The sequence below is a fragment of the Salinicola avicenniae genome (assembly GCF_023736115.1).
In the GTDB taxonomy this organism is placed as follows: domain Bacteria; phylum Pseudomonadota; class Gammaproteobacteria; order Pseudomonadales; family Halomonadaceae; genus Salinicola; species Salinicola avicenniae.
In genome coordinates, this window is the sequence record NZ_JAKQZC010000001.1 from 477,307 (window position 1) to 497,501 (window position 20,195).

A 20,195-nucleotide genomic window follows, 5' to 3' on the forward strand; every position below is an offset into this window, starting at 1 on the left:
GCAATGGCCGGCGTTATCCGGAGAGACTGCAAATATGCGTGGTCTCCGACATTCATGACTCAAGCATATTCCGATTGGAGAGTTTGCATGGCACTGACTGCTGAAAAGAAAGCCGAGATCGTCAAGGAATTCGGCCAGGGCGAGAACGACACCGGTTCCCCGGAAGTTCAGGTTGCGCTGCTGAGCGCCAACATCGATGGCCTGCAGGGCCATTTCAAGGGCCACAAGCAGGATCACCACTCCCGTCGTGGTCTGATCCGCATGGTCAACCAGCGCCGCAAGCTGCTTGACTACCTCAAAGGCAAGGACTTCGATCGCTACCAGGCGCTGATCAAGAAGCTCGGCCTGCGTCGCTAAGACGTGTCGTCAGGCATCGCCTGACGTCCGACACCGGGGCCTCTGCCGCCGGTCTCGCAAAAAGCCCCACTTCGGTGGGGCTTTTTGCGTTGGGTGTCTGGAATGTCTGTTTGGAATGTCTGTCTGTATTGCCAGCTTGCGCTCCCTTGTCTGGCGGAGACGATGTTGCGATGAAGGCCAGGCAGGCGGGGGGGCGCCTCCCAACGGCCGGGCGCCGATGCGCTGTTCTGTTCTTCATGCCCTCCTTCCCTCCTTTCATTTCTCCTCGCCTTGCCGGCGGATCTGCTGGCGTGACAGCCTCCGACGCCAGCCCTCCGACGCCAGCCTACCGAGGCCATTGCTTGGCCGATAGCGGCTGACGCCCGGTAATGGTTTTTTCTTGTCGGGTCTTTACATCGCCTTGCAAGGCTGGATATCGTGGCGAGTAAACGCGTTTACTAAACCGGTTTACGTGCTTGTTTTGGAGTACAGCATGGCCAACCTGCAGGACGTGGCGAAAGCGGCGGGGGTGTCCAAGACCACCGTGTCGCGCTACCTGAACGGTTCCCTGGAGCTGCCGGCCAAGACCGCGGAGGCCATCGATGCCGCCATTCGGCGTCTGGAATACGTGCCCAACCCGCACGCGCGTCGCCTCAGTCTCGGCCGCTCCGACACCATTGCACTGGTCGTGCCCGATATCGCCTCGCCGTTCTTCGCTACCTTCGTGGCGGCCGTGGAGGCGGAAGCCGACAAGCAGGGGCTTTCGCTGGCACTGCACGCGACCCTCAATCGACCCGATCGCGAGATCACCTATCTGGATCGTATTCGGCAGGGGCACGTGGATGGATTGATCTTCGTCACCAACCATGCCGGCAATGCTGCCCTGGCTGCCAAGCTCAACAGCGCCGGTCCCTGCGTGGTGGTCGACGAGGACGTGGCCGAGGCGCGGGTGCCCAAGCTGTTCTGCGACAACGAACAGGGCGGCTATCTGGCGGGGCGTTACCTCGCCGAGGCGGGCCACCGTCATGTGCTGTTCATCGGTGGTATCGACCAGATGATCAGCGGTGCTCGCCGTTTCCGTGGCTTCGAACGTGGCCTGCGCGAGGTCGCCGGCGAAACCGCGAAGATCGAGCGCTCGTGCGGCACCTACACCTTCGAGGCCGGTCGCGAGGCGGGACGTCGCTTCGCGGCCCGAACGCAGGCGCGCCCCACCGCGATCTTCGCCACCTCGGACGAACTGGTGATCGGGCTCTACGAGGCGCTGGGTGAGGCCGGTCTCGTGGTGCCACGGGATGTTTCCGTGATGGGGTTCGACGATGTCGGCCCGTTGCACCTGTTCGCGCCCGCCGTGACCGCGATCCGCCAGCCGGTACGCGAGCTGGGCAAACGGGCACTCGAACTGCTGCTCGATGCGCGCCCGGTCGACCCCGCCAAGCCACCGGCCGAAGCGTTGCTACCGGTCACCCTGGTCGAGCGCCACTCGGTCGGCCCGCCGCCTGTGGTGCCCTGATGCGCGGGCAGACCTACAGCCAGGCCGCGCGTCGCTCGCTGCAGTCTTGTGCCGACGGCTCACTGACAGCGCGCCGCCGCCACGACATAACAATGTTTTGACACAGAAATGTTCTGACACAACTAACGCATTACCCAAACCGCAACAAATCCAATAACGAGGAAACCTCATGTCTTCAACGATCGATCGTCGCAAGCTCGGCGCCCTCCTGATTTCCAGCGCCGTCGGCCTTGCCGCGCTGCCCAGTGTCGCCCAGGCCAAGACCTTCGCGCTGGTGCAGATCAATCAGCAGGCACTGTTCTTCAACGAGATGAACCGGGGTGCCGAGGAGGCCGCCAAGGCCATGGGCGCCGACCTGCAGGTCTTCAACGCCAACAATGTCTCGTCGGATCAGAACAGCGCCATCGAGACCTATATCCAGGAGGGCGTCGACGGCATCGCCGTCGTGGCGATCGACGTCAACGGCATCATGCCGGCGATCGAGCAGGCCGATGCGGCCGGCATTCCGGTGGTCGGCATCGATGCGGTGCTGCCGGAAGGACCGCAGAAAGCGCAGGTCGGTGTCGACAACGCCGAGGCCGGCGCGCAGCTCGCGGCCTACTACAACGACACCGTCGAGGGCGAGACGAAGTTGGGGGTCGTCGCGGCGCTCAACTCGCTGACCCAGAACATGCGTCGCGATGGCTTCGTCGGCGCGCTCGACACGGATCGTGTCGAGGTCATCAACACCGTCGACGGGCAGAACGTGCAGGACCTGGCCCTGAGCGCGGCCGAAAACCTGATGATCGCCAACCCGGATCTGGACGCCATCTACGCGACCGGCGAGCCGGCGCTGATGGGCACCATTGCCGCCGTGGCCAGCCAGGGTAAGCAGGGCGATCTGTCGCTCTACGGCTGGGACCTGACCCAGCAGGCGATCGATGCCATCGATCAGGGCTACGTCAAAGGCATCGTCCAGCAGGATCCATCGGCCATGGGCGCGGCGGCGATCGAAGCGCTCAATACCCTGTCCGACGGGGGCGAGGTCGAAGCGAATATCTCGGTGCCGGTCACCATCGTCACGCAGGAGAACGTCGATGCATTCCGGGGGCTGTTCCAATGAGTGCGGCAGCGGCCTCCTTCTCGGCGGAAAGCGATGTCGGTGCACCGGCGCCGATTCTCAGCCTGCGTGATATCCACAAGACGTTCGGGTCGCACCAGGCCCTGCGCGGTGTCAATCTGGACATCCGGCCGGGCGAGTGTCTCGGCCTGATCGGCGACAACGCGGCCGGCAAGTCGACCCTCTCCAAGGTGATCGCCGGTACCTACGTGCCCGATGACGGCGTGATCGAGATGGAGGGCCGGCGCGCTCACTACGCGAGTCCGCTGGAGGCGCGCGACCTGCACATCGAGATGGTCTATCAGGATCTCGCGCTGTGTAACCACGTCGACGTGGTCGGCAACCTGTTTCTGGGGCGCGAGCTGAAGCGCGGTCCCTTTCTGGACCAGAAGCGGATGCTTGCCGAGGCCGAAAAGATGCTGGCGGCGCTGGAAATTCGTATCCCCCGGCTGACCGCCAAGGTGGCGAACCTCTCCGGTGGCCAGCGGCAGGCCATCGCCATCGCGCGGGCCGCCAGCTTCCAGCCCAAGGTGTTGATCATGGATGAGCCGACCTCGGCGCTGGCGGTGGCCGAGGTAGAAGCGGTGCTCGAACTGATCAACCGGGTCAAAGCCCGGGGTGTTGCCGTGGTACTGATCACCCATCGCATGCAGGACCTGTTTCGGGTCTGCGACCGTATTGCCGTGATGTACGAGGGTACCAAGGTTGCCGAACGTCTGATCGGCGATACCAACCTGCAGGAACTCGTCGACCTGGTCGTCGGCAAGGGAGGCGAGGCATGACTACCTATACCGAACGGCAGCGTGGTTCGCAGCTGGCGGATTTCGTCGCGGAACACGCGCAGGTGCTGTCCATCGCCACCTTCTTCGTGCTCTGTCTGGCGTTCTTCGGATTGATGAACGACAACTTCCTGACCCTCAGCAACCTGCTCAACGTGGTGCGCCAGGCGGCGCCGATCCTGATCGTGGCCGTCGCGATGACGCTGGTCATCGCCACCGCCGGGATCGACCTCTCGGTCGGCTCGATGGTGGCGCTGATCAACGCGACCGCCGCGATCGTGATCGCCGCCGGGGTGAGCTGGCCGCTGGCGATCGTGCTGATGCTGCTGATGGGGGCCTTGATCGGCGGTGTGCAGGGTTGGTTCATCTCCTATCAGGGGATCCCCGCGTTCATCGTCACGCTGGCGGGTCTGTCGATCCTGCGTGGGGCGGCGCTGTTCCTCACCGAGGGGTACTCGATCCCGATCCGCGATGCCGGTGGCTTCTTCTGGCTCGGCCGGGGCGAGGTGCTGGGGCTGCCGGTGCCGGCACTGCTGGCGGTGCTGGTCGCGGTACTGGGCTTCGTAGTGATGCGCAAGACCGCCTACGGACGCCAGGTGATCTCGGTCGGCTCGAACATGGAAGCGGCACGTCGTGTCGGCATGCCCGCCAAGCGGGTGCTGGCCTCGGTCTACGTCGTCGCCGGCGTGGCTTGTGCGGTCGCCGCCATCCTGCTTGCGGCCCGCTTGGGGTCCGGCTCCTCCAATGCGGCCCAGGGCTTCGAACTGCAGGTGATCGCGGCGGTGGTGCTGGGCGGTACGGCGCTGCAGGGCGGCAAGGCGTCGATGCTCGGCACGGTGCTCGGCACCATGACCATCGCGGTCATCGGCAATGGGCTGATCCTGATGCACATCTCGCCGTTCTTCACCCAGATCGTCACCGGCACGATCATCCTGATCGCGATCTGGATGAACACGCGGCTGTTCGATCGTCGCTGGCGCTGGGGCAAGAAGAAGGCGGCGTAGGTGCTGTCAGGTGCTGTTGGCTGGCGCGCGCCGATGGTCATCGAGACGTTCGGCGCGCGATAGGGTGCTGGCTCAGCCGGCGAGGATCGCCTCCATCTCGGTCGGGGAGGGGAAGGCGGTCACGGTGCCGGGGCGGGCCACGGTATGCGAAGCCGCTCTGGCAGCATGAACCAGAGCGCGCTCATCCAGCGCGCCACCGCGGCGAATCGCCGAGGCCAGCACCACGGCCATGAAGCAGTCGCCGGCACCGGTGGTATCGACGATAGCGCAGGGTTCTGCGGGCACGTCGAGTCGCTGGTGCTGGCGGATCAGCGCCGCTCCCTCGCCGCCGAGCGTCAGCACGATATCGCTGACGCCCCGGGCGAGCAGGTGCTCGACGCCACCCAGCGCGGCGGCCTCGCCCTCGTTGACGAAGGCGACGTCGATCAGCGGCCAGAGCGGATCGAAGTAGTCCTGCAGCGGGGATGGATTGAAGGCGGTGCGCATGCCGAGTTCCCGGGCCCGCTCGAGTGCGGCGACGGTGGTCTCGGCACCGAGGTTGCCCTGCATGACCAGCCAGTCGCCGGCGACGGCGTCGGCCAGTGCGGTGCGGGCCATCTCGGGCGTCACTGCCGAGGCGGCCTCGCGGGTGGTGATGATGGCATTCTCACCCTGTTCGCTCATCAGCACCGTCGAGAAATCGGTCGCGGTGTCGTCAAGCTCCAGCAGGTGTGCCTGGACGGGCTCAGGCGCCAGTCGTTCGGCAATTTCACGCCCCCGGGCATCGCGACCGACGCCGGCGACCAGAATGCAAGGCACCCCCGATCTCGCCAGAACCGTGGCCTGATTGGTGCCTTTTCCACCCAGATCGCGAGATAGAGACTGGCCGAAAATGGACGCGCCGGGCTGTGGGAAATCGGGAATGGATAGCGTCTCGTCGAGCGCGACATTGCCGATAACGAAAGTCTTGATCACTGATTGTTTTTCCTATTCCAAGAGATAACGACATGCAAATTATTTCCGATCGCTCGGAGAATGCAATAAGCGAAATTTTCGGTCGCGATAAAGCGCTGATCGGCATGATTCATTGTCCAGCATTTCCCGGTTCTCCGCGCTACCGTGGGGAATCCATGGCGACGATCTACGACGCTTGTCTGCGTGATGCCGAGCGCCTGATCAAAGGGGGGCTTCACGGGCTTGTGGTCGAAAATCACGGCGACGTGCCTTTCTCCAAACCCGAGGATATCGGTCCGGAAACCTCGGCATTTCTGTCAGTTGTTACCGACAGAATCAAGCAGGAATTCGACGTGACAATGGGTATCAACGTGCTCGCGAATGCGCCGTTGCCGGCACTGGCGACTGCTGTGGCGGGTGGGGCGGATTTCATCCGCGTGAACCAGTGGGCCAATGCCTATGTGGCCAACGAAGGCTTCATGGAGGGGCGGGCAGCGGAAGCGATGCGCTACCGTTCGCTGCTGCGCGCGGAGCACGTGAAGATTTTCACTGACTCTCACGTCAAGCACGGCAGCCATGCCATCGTCGCCGATCGTTCGATTCCCGAGATGACCCGGGATCTGGCGTTCTTCGACAGCGATTGCATCATCGCCACCGGCCAGCGCACCGGCAACAGCGCCACGCTGGAGGAGATCGAGGAGATCGGCGGTGCCACGCACCTGCCGCTGCTGGTCGGTTCCGGGGTGACCGAAGAGAACATCGCGCAGATTCTCGATCTGACCAACGGCGTGATCGTGGCGTCGTCGCTCAAGGAGGGCGGCGTATGGTGGAATCCGGTCGACGAGACACGCGTCGCGCGCTTCGTGGCCGCCGCCCGGGAGCAGCACGATGTCTGAGCTGCTGACCGATCGCATCCTGGCCGAAAACGCCGCCGTCTTTGAGGCCATGGTCTCCCACCGCTTCGTTCACGACATCGAGGCGGATCGCCTGCCGGTCGAGGTCTTCGATCGCTATCTGCTGATCGAAGGCGCATTTGTCGAAACGGCCATTGCCATCTTCGGCTACGCGGTGGTCAAGGCGACTGACCTCGACGATCGGCGCAAGCTGATCGCCTCGCTCGACGCGCTGGCCAACGAACAGATGCCCTACTTCGAGGCGGCATTTGTCCAGCGCGGTATCGCACCCGATCCCACATTGCAGGCAGAGCCTCGGGTGGCGGCGTTCCGCGACGGGATGCTGGCGATTGCCCGTGACGGCGACTTCAGCGCCATCATCACCGCCATGTTCGCGGCCGAGTGGATGTACTGGACCTGGTGCGATGCCATCCGCCAGGCGCCCATGAGCGACCCGATGGTGCGTGACTGGATCGAGATGCACGCTGCGCCCGGTTTTGCGGCGCAGGCGCGCTGGTTGCGGGATCGACTGGATGCGTTGGGCGCGCAGATGACGCCGGCCCAGCGCGACGAGGCGGTCCGCGTGTTCGGTGAAGTGCAACGGCTCGAGATCGATTTTCATGCCGCGGCCTACGTCGAGAGCGAGCTCTCCCCGGTGGCCTAGGTGTCATTTTGACCGCTGTTGCCTGTCCGTCGAGGCGCGTTGACGCGCCAGTGACAGCGTTTGCCACTCATGGTCCTGATCGGCGACCTCGACGCTGGTCGGGCCAATTGCAAAGCGCGGCGAGGTTGCCTAGTCTCCTCGCCCGATCTTTTTCGGGAACCCCGTTTTGTCGGCGTGTCCCGCGTCCCGTTATCTCCGCCCGGTTTCTGCCTGCCCGTCGTTTGCCGGCTGTCGTCAACGGCTGTTTTCAATGGCTTTGGGCCCTCCAAGGATATTTCCATGACCCGATCGCACGCTGTCGCCGGCATCTCGCCTACGCGGCATCTGATCGTCCTCACTGTGTCGCTGTTTCTCTCCTACTTGTGCGTGGCGCTGTCGCTGCCGGTGGTCTCCGTCTACGTCAACCAGCATCTGGGGCTTGGCGATACGCTTGGCGGTCTGGCCGTCGGGATCACCTTCCTGGCGACCATTCTCACGCGCAATCTGGCCGGTCGTCTCTCCGACCGTTACGGCGGCCGACATGCGATGTTTCGTGGGCTGGCGCTCTACGCGCTGGCGAGTCTCGTCTGTCTGGCGTCGTCCCTGGTTAGTGCAACGCCGTTGTTGGCTTATGCTGGGCTGCTCGTCGGCCGGCTGTTGCTGGGGCTGGGCGAAAGCCTCACGATCATCGGCATGGTCAGCTGGGGGATGGGGCTGGGCGGCCCGGCGCGCTCTGGACGCGTGCTCTCGCTGATGGGCATGGGCATGTACGGCGCCTTCGTGGTCGGTGGTCCGCTGGGGCTGGCGCTCTATCATCAGTTCTCCTTCGCGGGTTTGATGGGGCTGGCGGGTCTGCTGCCACTGCTGGGCGCGCTGCTGGTCCGCTCCGTGCCGGCCGATACGCCGGTGGCGGGCGAGAGGCAGTCGTTCTGGCGCTTGATCGGGCGAATCTGGAAGCCCGGCGCGGCCGTCGGGTTGCAGGGGGTCGGCTTCGCCGCGCTAGGCGCCTTCATCTCGCTCTACTTTCTTGACGAGGGTTGGCCCTGGGCGGGTTGGGGGTTGAGTGGCTTCGGTCTCGGTTACGTGCTCGTGCGTCTGCTGTGCGGGCACCTGCCGGATCGGCTCGGCGGAACCCGGGTGGCGATGGTGTCGCTGGCCGTCGAGGCCTGCGGTCAGGCGCTACTATGGCAGGCAACCGGGCCCGGGATGGCGCTCGTCGGCGCCTTCCTGACCGGTCTCGGCTGCTCGATGGTGTTCCCGGCGATGGGGCTGGAGGCGGTGCGCCGCGTGCCGGCATCGCAGCGCGGCACGGCGATGGGGGGATTCGCCGCTTTCCAGGATGTCGCCTACGGCGCCACGGGGCCGGTCGCCGGCCTGTTCGCCGGCGCTTTCGGCTACGCCAATATCTTCCTGCTCGGCCTGCTGGCGGCGTTGCTGGGGCTTTGGGTGGCCTGGCTGGCCCACCGGGATACGCCCGGCGAAGGAGGCTGATATCGGCGCGTTGAAAGGTGAGCCCGCTGCGGCAGCGCGCATCGCGGCGAAGATGGCATAAACTGCAGGTATCTCGACGATAGACACGATGACAACCACAAGCACGGCGAATCGCACCGAGACCCCTTATGGCCGAACACTTCATCGATATTGGCGGACGACGTTACCGCTTTGAATCGCTCGGCGCGCTGATGGCGGCGGCGTCACCTCGGCGTTCCGGCGACGAGCTGGCCGGCATCGCCGCGGAGAGTGCCGAGCAGCGCGCCGCGGCGCAGATGGCGCTGGCCGAGCTGCCGCTGACGACCTTTCTCGACGAGCCGTTGATCCCCTATGAAACCGACGAGATCACACGGCTGATTCTCGACCGCCACGACCGCACGGCGTTCGCCCCTGTGGCGAGCTTGAGCGTCGGTGAGTTCCGCAACTGGCTGCTCTCCGAGCGCGCCGATGGCGGCACGCTCAAGGCGCTCGCGCCGGGGTTGACCCCGGAGATGGTCGCCGCGGTCTCCAAACTGATGCGGGTGCAGGATCTGGTACTGGTCGGGCGCAAGTGCGAGGTCGTCACGCGCTTTCGCAATACCCTCGGCCTGCCCGGGCGTCTGGCGACGCGGCTGCAGCCCAACCACCCCACCGATGATGCCGCCGGCATTGCCGCGAGCATCCTCGATGGCCTGCTCTACGCCAGCGGTGACGCGGTGATCGGCATCAACCCGGCGACCGACAATACCGGCACCGTGGTGACGCTGTTGACGATGCTCGACGAGATCATCTCGCGTTACGAGATACCGACCCAGAGCTGTGTGCTGACGCACGTGACGACCGCGATCGAGGCGATCGAGCGTGGTGCACCGACTGATCTGGTGTTCCAGTCGATTGCCGGCACCGAGGCGGCCAATCGCGGCTTTGGCATCGACCTCTCGCTGCTGCGCGAAGGCCAGGACGCGGCGCGCTCGCTGGGTCGCGGCACGCTCGGCGACAATGTCATGTACTTCGAGACCGGCCAGGGCAGCGCGCTGTCGGCGGATGCCCATCATGGGCTCGATCAGCAGACGCTGGAGGCGCGCGCCTATGGTGTCGCGCGTGAGTTCTCGCCGCTGCTGGTCAACACCGTGGTCGGCTTCATCGGCCCGGAGTATCTGTTCGATGGCAAGCAGATCATCCGCGCCGGGCTCGAGGATCACTTCTGCGGCAAGCTGCTCGGCGTGCCGATGGGCTGCGACATCTGCTATACCAACCACGCCGAGGCGGATCAGGACGATATGGATATGCTGCTGACCCTGCTCGGCGCGGCCGGCTGCAACTACATCATGGGCATTCCGGGCTCGGACGACATCATGCTCAACTACCAGACCACGTCGTTTCACGATGCGCTCTACCTGCGCGAAGTGCTGGGCCGTCGGCCGGCGCCGGAGTTCGAGACATGGCTGGAATCGAGCGGCATCTATCGGCACGGCAAGGGGATCGCCTTCGCCAACGCGTTGCCGGCGCGCTTTCAGCATGTGCTCGCCGATGCCGGAGCGCCGACATGACGCAACGCGACAGCCGTTCCGTGACCGTGGTCAACCCCTGGCGGCGCCTGCGCGACCTGACCGACGCCCGCATTGGCCTGGGGCGCGCCGGTAGCAGTCTGCCGACCGATGCCCAGCTGGCCTTCCAGATGGACCACGCTCGCGCTCGCGATGCGGTTCACATGGCGCTGGATACCGAGTTGCTGATGCCCGAACTCGACGCGCGCTTTCCACTGGCGCTGCGTCTCCACAGTCAGGCGGCGGATCGCGACGAATACCTGCGCCGCCCGGATCTGGGGCGGCGGCTGGCCCAGGCGTCGGCGGACGAGCTCGCCCGGCTCGAGCTGGCGCCCTCCGATGTCTCGGTCTGCGTGGTCGACGGACTCTCGGCGCGGGCGATTCACGCACAGGTGGTGCCGTTTCTCGATGCCGTGCTGCCGGCCATCGAGCGGCTAGGGCTGTCGCTCGCGCCGGTGGCGCTGGTCGAGCAGGGTCGTGTCGCCATCGGTGACCCGATCGGCGAGGCGCTCGGTGCGCGCATGAGCGTGGTGCTGATCGGCGAGCGGCCCGGGCTCAGCTCGCCGGACAGTCTCGGCGTCTACTTCACATGGGCGCCGCAGAGCGGCCGCCGCGACAGCGAGCGCAACTGCATCTCCAACATCCGCCCGCGCGGACTCTCCTACGCCAATGCCGCCAAGCTGCTCGCCTACCTGATGCGCGAAGCACAGGCCCTCGGTGCCTCTGGTGTCGCGCTCAAGGATGACAGCGAGGTCGACTCGCAGCTCGGCGACGGCCGCGAGGGCAACTTTCTGTTGCCGTCGCAAGACTGACCCCCAGCCTCGCTGGGTCTCAGCCCCCGAATCGATCGTTTGCGCCAGATTAAAGTCCGGGCGCAAGCTGGATTCACCATAACCGAGGGTTCCGGGGGGACCGATGACACGACCCAATATTCTGGTGCTGATGGCCGATCAGGTGAACGGCACGCTGTTCGAGGATGGCCCGGCGGACTTTCTGCACATGCCGAACCTGAAGGCGCTGGCCGCGCGCTCGGCGCGTTTTTCCAAGGCCTATACGCCGAGCTATCTCTGCGCGCCGGGGCGTGCCGCGTTCATGTCCGGCCAGTTGCCGTCGCGCTCCGGTGTTTACGACAACGCCGCCGAATTCCCTTCCAGCATTCCGACCTGGGCGCACCATCTGCGTCGTGCCGGCTACGCGACCTGTCTCTCCGGCAAGATGCACTTCGTCGGCCCGGATCAACTCCACGGCTTCGAGTCGCGCCTGACCACCGATGTCTATCCCGCCGATTTCGGCTGGACGCCGGATTACCGCAAGCCCGGCGAGCGCATCGACTGGTGGTATCACAATCTCGGCTCGGTCACCGGCGCGGGCGTCGCCGAGATCTCCAACCAGATGGAGTACGATGACGAGGTCGCCTTCCTGGCCGAGCAGAAACTCTACGACCTGGCCCGCGGTCACGACGCACGACCGTGGGCGATGTGCGTGAGCTTCACGCATCCGCACGACCCCTATGTGGCGCGACGCAAGTACTGGGATCTCTACGCCGATTGCGAGCACTTGGAACCGACATTGGCCGAAGTGCCCTATGCCGAGCAGGACCCGCATTCCCAGCGTCTCTATGTGGCCAATGACTACACGCAGTTCGATATCCAGCCCGAGCACGTGCGGCGGGCGCGCCGCGGCTATTTTGCCAACCTCTCGTATGTCGATGACAAGATCGGTGGCATTCTCGATGTGCTCGAGCGCACACGCATGCTCGACGACACGCTGATTCTGTTCGTCTCCGATCACGGCGACATGCTCGGCGAGCGCGGATTGTGGTTCAAGATGAGCCCGTTCGAGGGCTCCTCCCGGGTGCCGCTGATGATCGGTGGTCCGGGTATCACCCCGGGGCGTATCGACGATCCGGTCTCGACGCTCGACGTCAACGCCACGCTGGCCGATCTGGTCGGGCTCGATCTGTCGGCGATCGAACCCTGGACCGACGGCGAATCGCTGGTGCCGCTGATGCCGGGGGCCGCCCCAGGGAGGCGGCGCGAAACGCCCGTCTATCTGGAGTACGCCGCCGAAGGCACCGACGCGCCGCTGGTGACGATTCGCCAGGGCCGCTACAAGTTCAATCACTGCGAACTCGACCCGCCGCAACTCTTCGATCTCGAGACGGACCCGATGGAGCAGCGCAATCTGGCCGAAGATGCTGACCATGCCGAGCTGCTGGCGGACTTTCAGCGCCAGTGTCGCGAGCGCTGGGACATGGCCCGGTTCGACGCCGAGGTGCGCGAGAGCCAGGCACGGCGGCTGATCGTCTATGAAGCACTGCGCAACGGTGCCTACTATCCCTGGGATCATCAGCCGCTACAGGTCGCCTCCGAGCGCTATATGCGCAATCACATGGATCTCAACGTCCTGGAAGACTCCCAGCGCTATCCCCGCGGGGAGTGACGGTTCGCCTCGTTCCTTCAAGCCAGCCCCTTAAAGCCGGTCCCTTCAAGGCGTGCACGCAGCGACGCGGATGTTGATCGCGGCCGACCGGGCGGTGACCCGGTCGGCAACGGCGCGTACAATGCGCCTTCGACATAGGTCGATATCCCTGCTGATCGACGACCGATGCCGATTCATTCACGCCGTTTCCCCGCGAGATCCCCGCTGTGCTCTCTACTGCCAACATCACCATGCAGTTCGGCCCCAAGCCGCTGTTCGAAAACGTCTCCGTCAAGTTCGGCGAGGGCAATCGCTACGGCCTGATTGGCGCCAACGGCTGCGGCAAGTCCACGCTGATGAAAATTCTCGGCGGTGATCTGGAGCCGACCAGCGGCCAGGTCATGAAGGATGCCACCACGCGCCTCGGCAAGCTGCGCCAGGATCAGTTCGCCTACGAAAACGAGCGCGTGATCGACACCGTGATCATGGGTAACGAGGAGCTGTGGCAGGTCGCCGCCGAACGCGAGCGTATCTACTCGCAGGCGGAGATGTCGGAAGAAGACGGCATGAAGGTCGCCGATCTCGAAGTGCGCTTCGCCGAACTCGACGGCTATACCGCCGAGGCCCGCGCCGGCGAACTGCTGCTGGGGCTCGGTATTCCGCTCGAGCAGCACTTCGAGCCGATGAGCGTGGTCGCGCCGGGCTGGAAGCTTCGCGTGCTGCTGGCGCAGGCGCTGTTCTCCGATCCCGACGTGCTGCTGCTCGACGAGCCGACCAACCACCTGGATATCAACACTATCCGCTGGCTGGAGGACGTGCTGCGCGCGCGCAGCTCGACGATGATCATCATCTCCCACGACCGCCACTTCCTGAACAGTGTCTGCACGCACATGGCGGATCTCGACTACGGCGAGCTGACGTTGTTCCCGGGCAACTATGACGAGTACATGATCGCCGCGACCCAGGCGCGAGAACGCCTGCATGCCGAAAACGCGAAGAAGAAGGCGGAGATCGCCGAGCTGCAGCAGTTCGTCAGCCGCTTCTCCGCCAACGCCTCCAAGGCCAAGCAGGCCACCTCGCGCCAGCGCAAGATCGACAAGATCCAGCTCGACGAGATCAAGCCGTCGTCTCGCGTCAGCCCGTTTATCCGCTTCGAGCCGAGCAAGAAGATCCATCGCCATGCGCTCAACGTGGAGAAGCTCTCCAAGGCGTGGGGCGACAATGTCCTGTTCGAGCGCTTCGGCCTGCAGATCGAAGCTGGCGAGCGAGTGGCGATCATCGGCCCCAACGGGATCGGCAAGACGACGCTGCTCAACTGCCTGACCGGCGCCATGGCGCCCGACGCGGGCGAGGTCAAGTGGACCGATGCCGCCGAGGTCGGCTATTTCGCGCAGGATCACGCGGCCGATTTCGCCGGCGGCGAGACGCTGTTCGAGTGGATGGGGCAGTGGACGACCGAAGGTGAGCAGACCGTGCGCGGGGCGCTCGGCCGCATGCTCTTCTCCAACGACGACATCGGCAAGTCGGTGAAGGTGATCTCCGGCGGCGAGCAGGGACGCATGCTGTTCGGCAAGCTGATCCTGCAGAAGCCCAATGTGCTGGTCATGGACGAGCCCACCAACCACCTCGACATGGAGTCGATCGAAGCGCTCAACCTGGCGCTGGAGAACTATCCCGGCACGTTGATCTTCGTCAGCCACGACCGGGAATTCGTCGGCTCGCTGGCCACCCGCATCCTCGAAATGACGGACGAAGGCATCGTCGACTTCAGCGGCAGCTACGACGACTATCTCCGCAGTCAGGGCGTCTACGGCTAAGCCGATCGGCCAGTGGCCTATGCGCGACGGGCGGCGAGGTGATCGTGCCGGCAGGAATGGACTACGCTGAAACCGGTTCTGTCCATCTCCGGTTCTGTCCTTCTATTGAGGAGCGTACTCCCATGCCCGTCGATCCCTCTCGCACCGCGCTGGTGCTGATCGAATTCCAGAACGACTTCACCACCGAAGGCGGGGTTCTGCACGACGCCGTCGAGACGGTCATGACGAGCAGCGACATGCTCGCCAACACCCGGCGTGTCGTGGCCGAGGCGCGCGAGGCAGGGGTCGCCATCCTGCACGCGCCGATCCACTTCGCGCCGGGCTACGCCGAGATCACCGCTCATCCCTACGGGATTCTGGCCGGCGTGGTCGAGGGCAACGCCTTCGTCAAGGGCGAGTGGGGCGCCGAGATCTGCGAGTCGCTGGCGCCGCAGCCCGGCGATATCGTCGTCGAGGGCAAGCGCGGACTGGACACCTTCGCCTCCACCAATCTCGATTTCATGCTGCGCAGCAAGGGGATCGAGACGATCGCGCTGGCCGGTTTTCTGACCAACTGCTGTGTCGAATCGACCATGCGCACCGGCTACGAGCGCGGCTTCGAGGTGCTGACGCTGACCGATTGCGTCGCCGCGACCAGCCAGGCGGAGCACGATGCCGCGATCGCCTACGACTATCCGATGTTCTCCAAGCCGATTTCGGCCGCGGATTTCCTTGCCCTGCTGCCCTGAGAACGTGACGACAGGGATCGAAACGCGATTTCTGCGGTCTATCGCTCCATCGATGCCGATAACCTGCTCTCATCACAAGGCGCCGCCTGGGTGAGGGTGCGTCATCGGCGCTGACCGACGCCGGCGCAGCGAGGCGCCGGGTCCACCGCAGATCCGCGGGACTCGATGAAGGAGCGACGAGCGATGATGTCACGGATGCGACCCTTGACCCTGGCGGCAACGGCCGTGCTGACGACCCTGTCGGCCACTGCGGTCCAGGCACTCCCCAGCAGTTTTCCCACCGGTACCACGGTCTATGATCCCGAGCGTGCCTACAACGGTTATGTCCTGTTCCCCGGCGGCGATCGCAAGACGCACCTGATCGACATGAACGGCAACGAAGTGCACCGCTGGGATCACGAGAGCTTTCCGCCGGTGCCGCTGGGGACCGCTCGCGATAGCGGCGAACCGGGTCATGTGCTGGTCCAGCTGGCGCGTGCCGAGACGCTGCCCGAGCATGCCAGCCCCGGCAACGGTCTGACCAACGCGTCGGTCGCGGAGCTCGACTGGGCGGGCGACGTACAGTGGCAGTGGGGCAGTCAGGATGCGCCGGTCTACCAGCACCACGACATGCATCGCGCCGAGAACGGCCACACCCTGGTGCTGACGGCCGACCTGCGCGAGATCAACGGCCTCGACTTCGAGATTATCGACAATGCCATCGAAGAGGTGAACGCCGAGGGCGATGTGGTCTGGTCCTGGTCCGTTGGCGACCACCTCGACGCCCTGGGCTTTTCCGATACGCGGCTGCGGGCATTGAAGGACGCCGAGGACCCTGACTTTCTGCACCTCAACACGGCGGTGCCGCTGGGGCCCAATCGCTGGTACGAGGCGGGCGACGAGCGTTTCGCACCGGACAACATTCTGGTCAATTCGCGCAACGCCAACGTCACGTTCATCGTCGATCACGACAGTGATGAGGTCGTCTGGCAGATCGGCCCCGATTTCCCGGCGCTCCAGCTCAACGGCGAACTCGGCCGCGCCGTGGATCAGACGGTCGGTTCGCACGACACTCACCTGATCCCCGAGGGCCTGCCCGGTGCCGGTAACCTGCTGATCTTCGACAATCAGGGTAACGCCGGCTTCCCGCCGTCGAAGCAGGGATTCTTCTCCTCGTCGCGGGTGATCGAGGTGGACCCGAGTACCCACGAGATTGTCTGGCAGTACACCGGCAGTCAGTCCGGCCGCGCGCCCTACAGCTTCTACAGCTCGTTCATCTCCAGCGCGCGGCGCCTGCCCAACGGCAACACGCTGATCGACGAAGGTCAGAACGGTCGCCTGTTCCAGGTCACGCCCGAGGGCGAGATCGTCTGGGAATACGTGAGCCCCTACTTCGGCAAGTCGATGCCGAACGACGATTACGTCACCAATCAGGTCTATCGCGCGCAGCTGGTCGACTATGACTGGGCTCCCGAGGGCACGCCGCGCGAGGAGACGCCGGTCGTTCCCGACTGCGAGCGCTATATCGCCGCGCCGGGCTGCGAGCCGGACGCGTGACGTGCACGCGATGACGGCGTAACGCGCGACCGCCCGGCCTGACGGCAAAGCGCCGCAGTCCGGGCGGATGCAGCCCGCGGTCTGGCTGCGTAAACTGGGTAGCGTCACCTACCCGCGCGAGTATCCATGTCCGCTTCCCTTGATATCCCTGCTAGCCACACCGACGCCGCCCGCCACGACGCGGCGTCCGCGCCGCTCGATGTGCTTGTGGTCGGCGGCGGCGCTACCGGCCTGGCGGCGACCTGGAGCCTGGCCCGACGAGGCCGGCGCGTCGCCCTGCTGGAGCGCGGTGCCGCGTTCGGCGGCAATCTGCAGACCGAGCGCGATGGCGACTGGCAGATCGAGCACGGCCCCAATACGGTAATCATGAAGCCGCCGTTGTACGCGCTGCTCGAGCAGCTCGAGCTGCTCGACGAGGCGCAGGCCGCGAATGCTGTCGCCAACAAGCGCTACGTCGTACTCGATGGGCAACTCGAGGCGCTGCCGATGAAGCCGCTGGCGGCGCTGCGCTCGCCGCTGATCGGCTGGCGTGGCTGGGCACGGCTGGCGCGAGAACCGTTCATCGGTCGTGCCCGGGGCGACGAGGAGAGCCTGGCCGGCTTTGTCGAGCGCCGGCTTGGAGAACGCATTCTGCGGCGGATGATCGACCCCTTCGTATCCGGCGTCTATGCCGGCGATCCGGCCAGGCTGTCGGTACAGGCGGCGATGCCGCGTCTGGCCGCGTTGGAGGCGAACCATGGCTCGCTGATCCGTGGCGGACTCAAGCGGCTCAGGCAGGCCCGTCGCGAGCCGTCTCCGATACCCGCCGCCTGGCGCGGCAAGCTGGTCAGCTTCCCGCGCGGCCTGCAGCAGCTGGCCGAGCGCCTGGCAGAACGCATCGCGGCTCAGCCGCAGGCGGCACTGGTGGCAGACTGCGAGATCGTCGCGCTGCGACGCGACGGGGCAATATGGGTCGCCGAGTCCGCGGCGGGCCGGCAGTGGCGCGCCCGCGACCTGGTCCTGGCGGTGCCGGCGCCGGTTGCGGCGCGGCTGCTGCGACCGCTGGATGAAGCGTTGGCGGCGCCCCTGACCGAGATTGCCTATCCGCCGGTCAACGCCGTGGCGCTCGGTTTCCGCGAAGCGGATATCGGGCATCCGCTGGATGGCTTCGGCGTGCTGATTCCCCGCGCGGAGGGGCGTCGTACGCTGGGCGCACTCTTCTCCTCGACGCTCTTTCCCGGGCGCGCGCCGGCCGGTCACAAGCTGCTCAACGTGTTTATCGGCGGGCGCCAGGACCCGGAGGCGGCCACAGGCGACGATGCCGAACAGGTCGCTCGGGTGATCGCCGAGCTGCGCGACCTGCTCGGGATTCGTGGCGAGCCGGTGTGGCAACGCGTCACGCGTTGGCCGCAGGCAATTCCACAGTACGAGCTCGGCCATCTGGCGCGCCTCGAGGCGCTGGATGCCGCGCTCGCCGCGCAGGACGGCCTGCACCTGGCCGGCAACTGGCGCGGCGGTATCGCGGTCGGCGACTGTCTCGAAAACGGGCGCCTGCTGGGCGAGGCGCTGGCCGACGCCGCCGTGGAGGCGCCGGACCCGCGAGGTGGCGGCGGGGCGTAAGGAGCTTACTTGTCGACCAGCTCCGCCACCGACGACAGCGTCTCCTTGGGCCGGAACGGGTAACGCTCGATCTCGGCCTTGTCTGAGATTCCGGTCATCACCAGCACCGTGTGCATGCCGGCTTCGATACCGGCGACGATATCGGTATCCATGCGATCGCCGATCATGCCGGTATCGTCGGAGTGGACACCGAGCTTGTTCAGCGCCGAGCGGAACATCATCGGATTGGGCTTGCCGACGATATATGGCTTGCGTCCGGTCGCTTCGGTGATGAGTGCCGCCACCGCACCGGTCGCCGGCAGCACGCCCTCGGCGCTCGGCCCGGTGGCGTCGGGGTTGGTGCAGATGAAGCGAGCGCCGTCCCGGATCAGCCGGATCGCCTTGGTGATCGCCTCGAACGAGTAGGAGCGCGTCTCACCCAGCACCACATAGTCCGGTGCGGTATCGGTCATGATGAAGCCGGCCTCGTGGATGGCCGTGGTCAATCCCGCTTCGCCGACGACATGGGCCGTGCTGCCCGGCGCCTGGTCGCGAAGGAAGGCGGCAGTGGCCAGCGCCGAGGTCCAGATCCTGTCCTCCGGTACCTCGATACCGCTGTGCTTCAGCCGGGCGCTCAGGTCGCGCGGGGTGAAGATCGAGTTGTTGGTCAGTACCAGAAACGGAATCTCCCGCTCCCGCCACTGGTTGATCAGATCCGCAGCGCCGGGGATGGCCTTGTTCTCGTGAACGAGAACGCCGTCCATATCGGTCAACCAGGATTTGATGTTGCGGCGACTCGCGGTGTTGTCTTTCTTGCTGGCCATAAAATCCCTTAGCGTGCGGAGAAACAAAGTCGCGCCGGGTGTCGACGCGACAAGGCCAGTTTAGCAACTTGTCGGCGCGCGTGCGGCCGTCGCCGTCAGCGCCTGTTTGTCGGGCTGGTCGCCGCTTTCAGTAGCCGCGCGCCGCATCGGCGAGATCCTCGACGTGACCGGTCTCCTCGAAGCGGGCGATATTCGCGGCCACGATGCGCGAGCCGGTCGGCGCGTCGATCAGCGAGGCGATATGCGGCGTGACCGTCACGTTCGGGTGCGTCCAGAACGGGTGCGCCTCGGGCAGCGGCTCGACGTTGAAGACATCCAGCGTGGCGTGATTCAGCCGGCCGCTGGCCAGGGCCGCGAGCAGGTCCTGCTCGACCAGATGCGGGCCGCGTCCGGCGTTGATGAGACTGGCGCCCTCGGGCAGCTTGGCGAACAGCTCGGCGTTCAGAAGGCCGGTCGTCGCCTCGGTCAGCGGCAGCAGGCAGACGAGGATCTCGCAGCGGCCGAGGAAGTCGTCGAATCCGGCCTGGCCGGCGTAAGTGGTCACGCCGGCGAGCTCGCGCGGAGTGCGCGACCAGCCGAGCGTCTCGAAGCCGAGCGCGGCCAGTGTCGTCGCGGCCGCACCGCCCAGATTGCCGAGCCCCATGATGCCGACGGTACGCCGTGTCGCGGGCGGCACGATCAGCTGCTGCCAGCGTTTCTCGCGCTGGTGGGCGCTGATCGCCGGCATCTCGCGGTGATGGCGCAGTACGTGGAGCGCCACGTACTCACGCATGCGCTGGGTCAGATCGGTCCCCACGGTGCGAATGATCGGCACTTGGCGCGGCAGCTGGGTATCGGCCAGCACGTGGTCGATACCGGCGCCGAGCGAGACGATGGCCTTGAGGTTGGGAAAGGGCAGGAAGGTGCCCGTGGCCGGCTTCCACACCACGGCGTAGGTGACGTCTTCCGGCGCACCGGGATCATGGATCGAGCGCAGGGTCCAGCCCGGCAGCAGCGGCGTGAGCTGTTCTATCCACCAGTCGATCTTTGCGTGCGAGGGGTGGGCAACGATAATGGTCATGATTCATCTACCTGACG

Annotated in this window: 18 protein-coding genes; 15 read left to right on the forward strand and 3 right to left on the reverse strand. The window is 65.5% G+C overall.

Annotation, left to right across the window (positions count from 1 at the left end; translation table 11 throughout):
• Positions 1 to 87 precede the first annotated feature (87 nt).
• The 5 genes from rpsO to MC381_RS02175 all read left to right on the forward strand — a co-directional run bounded on the left by rpsO (position 88) and on the right by MC381_RS02175 (position 4,728).
• On the forward strand, positions 88 to 357 hold the full coding sequence (gene rpsO / locus MC381_RS02155) for a 30S ribosomal protein S15 (RefSeq protein WP_251976074.1): 270 nt from the start codon (positions 88 to 90) through the stop codon (positions 355 to 357).
• Between the two features lie 472 nt (positions 358 to 829).
• The gene (locus MC381_RS02160) at positions 830 to 1,846 is read left to right on the forward strand and encodes a LacI family DNA-binding transcriptional regulator (RefSeq protein ID WP_251976075.1); all 1,017 of its coding nucleotides are present in this window, start codon (positions 830 to 832) and stop codon (positions 1,844 to 1,846) included.
• A 169-nt stretch (positions 1,847 to 2,015) separates the two neighbouring features.
• Positions 2,016 to 2,948, forward strand: a complete 933-nt coding sequence (locus MC381_RS02165) for a substrate-binding domain-containing protein (RefSeq protein WP_251976076.1) — start codon at positions 2,016 to 2,018, stop codon at positions 2,946 to 2,948.
• Positions 2,945 to 3,727 carry an ATP-binding cassette domain-containing protein gene (locus tag MC381_RS02170; protein WP_251976077.1) on the forward strand — a complete coding sequence of 261 codons (783 nt, stop codon included), beginning with the start codon at positions 2,945 to 2,947 and terminating at the stop codon, positions 3,725 to 3,727. Before MC381_RS02165 ends, MC381_RS02170 begins: the two co-directional genes overlap by 4 nt.
• The gene (locus tag MC381_RS02175) at positions 3,724 to 4,728 is read left to right on the forward strand and encodes an ABC transporter permease (protein ID WP_251976078.1); all 1,005 of its coding nucleotides are present in this window, start codon (positions 3,724 to 3,726) and stop codon (positions 4,726 to 4,728) included. Before MC381_RS02170 ends, MC381_RS02175 begins: the two co-directional genes overlap by 4 nt.
• Positions 4,729 to 4,800: 72 nt before the next feature.
• On the opposite strand, the gene MC381_RS02180 is transcribed toward MC381_RS02175, so the two are convergent.
• Positions 4,801 to 5,682, reverse strand: a complete 882-nt coding sequence (locus MC381_RS02180; protein ID WP_251976079.1) for a ribokinase — start codon at positions 5,680 to 5,682, stop codon at positions 4,801 to 4,803.
• A gap of 32 nt (positions 5,683 to 5,714) precedes the next feature.
• Here MC381_RS02180 and MC381_RS02185 point away from each other — a divergent pair, with 32 nt between their 5' ends.
• From MC381_RS02185 to hemG, 10 genes are all read left to right on the forward strand, one after another.
• Positions 5,715 to 6,557 (forward strand): BtpA/SgcQ family protein, encoded by an 843-nt coding sequence (locus MC381_RS02185; protein ID WP_251976080.1) that lies wholly within the window; start codon positions 5,715 to 5,717, stop codon positions 6,555 to 6,557.
• On the forward strand, positions 6,550 to 7,218 hold the full coding sequence (locus tag MC381_RS02190) for a TenA family protein (protein WP_251976081.1): 669 nt from the start codon (positions 6,550 to 6,552) through the stop codon (positions 7,216 to 7,218). The genes MC381_RS02185 and MC381_RS02190 overlap by 8 nt, the downstream gene beginning before the upstream one ends.
• A 279-nt stretch (positions 7,219 to 7,497) precedes the next feature.
• The gene (locus MC381_RS02195) at positions 7,498 to 8,688 is read left to right on the forward strand and encodes an MFS transporter (protein ID WP_251976082.1); all 1,191 of its coding nucleotides are present in this window, start codon (positions 7,498 to 7,500) and stop codon (positions 8,686 to 8,688) included.
• Between the two features lie 128 nt (positions 8,689 to 8,816).
• A complete protein-coding gene (locus MC381_RS02200) occupies positions 8,817 to 10,217 on the forward strand; it encodes an ethanolamine ammonia-lyase subunit EutB (RefSeq protein WP_251976083.1) in 1,401 nt (466 codons plus the stop codon).
• Entirely contained in the window at positions 10,214 to 11,026 is an 813-nt protein-coding gene (gene eutC, locus MC381_RS02205) for an ethanolamine ammonia-lyase subunit EutC (protein WP_251976084.1), read from the forward strand. Before MC381_RS02200 ends, eutC begins: the two co-directional genes overlap by 4 nt.
• A gap of 103 nt (positions 11,027 to 11,129) precedes the next feature.
• Positions 11,130 to 12,656, forward strand: coding sequence for a choline-sulfatase (betC, locus tag MC381_RS02210; protein WP_251976085.1), 1,527 nt, complete (start codon positions 11,130 to 11,132; stop codon positions 12,654 to 12,656).
• 206 nt (positions 12,657 to 12,862) lie between these two features.
• Entirely contained in the window at positions 12,863 to 14,452 is a 1,590-nt protein-coding gene (locus MC381_RS02215; RefSeq protein WP_251976086.1) for an ABC-F family ATPase, read from the forward strand.
• A 122-nt stretch (positions 14,453 to 14,574) separates the two neighbouring features.
• Positions 14,575 to 15,180 carry a cysteine hydrolase family protein gene (locus tag MC381_RS02220; RefSeq protein WP_251976087.1) on the forward strand — a complete coding sequence of 202 codons (606 nt, stop codon included), beginning with the start codon at positions 14,575 to 14,577 and terminating at the stop codon, positions 15,178 to 15,180.
• Between the two features lie 186 nt (positions 15,181 to 15,366).
• Positions 15,367 to 16,716: an aryl-sulfate sulfotransferase gene (locus MC381_RS02225; protein ID WP_251976088.1), complete on the forward strand. Its 1,350-nt coding sequence runs from the start codon at positions 15,367 to 15,369 to the stop codon at positions 16,714 to 16,716.
• A gap of 126 nt (positions 16,717 to 16,842) precedes the next feature.
• A complete protein-coding gene (gene hemG, locus MC381_RS02230) occupies positions 16,843 to 18,315 on the forward strand; it encodes a protoporphyrinogen oxidase (RefSeq protein ID WP_251976089.1) in 1,473 nt (490 codons plus the stop codon).
• Positions 18,316 to 18,320: 5 nt separating this feature from the next.
• Here the strand turns inward: hemG and MC381_RS02235 are convergent, their stop codons facing one another.
• Both MC381_RS02235 and MC381_RS02240 read right to left on the reverse strand, forming a co-directional pair.
• A complete protein-coding gene (locus MC381_RS02235; RefSeq protein ID WP_251976090.1) occupies positions 18,321 to 19,118 on the reverse strand; it encodes an HAD-IIA family hydrolase in 798 nt (265 codons plus the stop codon).
• A gap of 127 nt (positions 19,119 to 19,245) precedes the next feature.
• Complete coding sequence (locus MC381_RS02240) at positions 19,246 to 20,178, reverse strand: 2-hydroxyacid dehydrogenase (RefSeq protein WP_251976091.1); 933 nt, start codon at positions 20,176 to 20,178, stop codon at positions 19,246 to 19,248.
• Between the last annotated feature and the right edge of the window lie 17 nt (positions 20,179 to 20,195).

Bases quoted from the DNA above. Each gene is read 5' to 3' on its own strand.
- rpsO (WP_251976074.1), top strand. From the start codon at position 88: ATGGCACTGACTGCTGAAAAGAAAGCCGAGATCGTCAAGGAATTCGGC.
- MC381_RS02160 (WP_251976075.1), top strand. From the start codon at position 830: ATGGCCAACCTGCAGGACGTGGCGAAAGCGGCGGGGGTGTCCAAGACC.
- MC381_RS02165 (WP_251976076.1), top strand. From the start codon at position 2,016: ATGTCTTCAACGATCGATCGTCGCAAGCTCGGCGCCCTCCTGATTTCC.
- MC381_RS02170 (WP_251976077.1), top strand. From the start codon at position 2,945: ATGAGTGCGGCAGCGGCCTCCTTCTCGGCGGAAAGCGATGTCGGTGCA.
- MC381_RS02175 (WP_251976078.1), top strand. From the start codon at position 3,724: ATGACTACCTATACCGAACGGCAGCGTGGTTCGCAGCTGGCGGATTTC.
- MC381_RS02185 (WP_251976080.1), top strand. From the start codon at position 5,715: ATGCAAATTATTTCCGATCGCTCGGAGAATGCAATAAGCGAAATTTTC.
- MC381_RS02190 (WP_251976081.1), top strand. From the start codon at position 6,550: ATGTCTGAGCTGCTGACCGATCGCATCCTGGCCGAAAACGCCGCCGTC.
- MC381_RS02195 (WP_251976082.1), top strand. From the start codon at position 7,498: ATGACCCGATCGCACGCTGTCGCCGGCATCTCGCCTACGCGGCATCTG.
- MC381_RS02200 (WP_251976083.1), top strand. From the start codon at position 8,817: ATGGCCGAACACTTCATCGATATTGGCGGACGACGTTACCGCTTTGAA.
- eutC (WP_251976084.1), top strand. From the start codon at position 10,214: ATGACGCAACGCGACAGCCGTTCCGTGACCGTGGTCAACCCCTGGCGG.
- betC (WP_251976085.1), top strand. From the start codon at position 11,130: ATGACACGACCCAATATTCTGGTGCTGATGGCCGATCAGGTGAACGGC.
- MC381_RS02220 (WP_251976087.1), top strand. From the start codon at position 14,575: ATGCCCGTCGATCCCTCTCGCACCGCGCTGGTGCTGATCGAATTCCAG.
- MC381_RS02225 (WP_251976088.1), top strand. From the start codon at position 15,367: ATGTCACGGATGCGACCCTTGACCCTGGCGGCAACGGCCGTGCTGACG.
- hemG (WP_251976089.1), top strand. From the start codon at position 16,843: ATGTCCGCTTCCCTTGATATCCCTGCTAGCCACACCGACGCCGCCCGC.
- MC381_RS02235 (WP_251976090.1), bottom strand. From the start codon at position 19,118: ATGGCCAGCAAGAAAGACAACACCGCGAGTCGCCGCAACATCAAATCC.
- MC381_RS02240 (WP_251976091.1), bottom strand. From the start codon at position 20,178: ATGACCATTATCGTTGCCCACCCCTCGCACGCAAAGATCGACTGGTGG.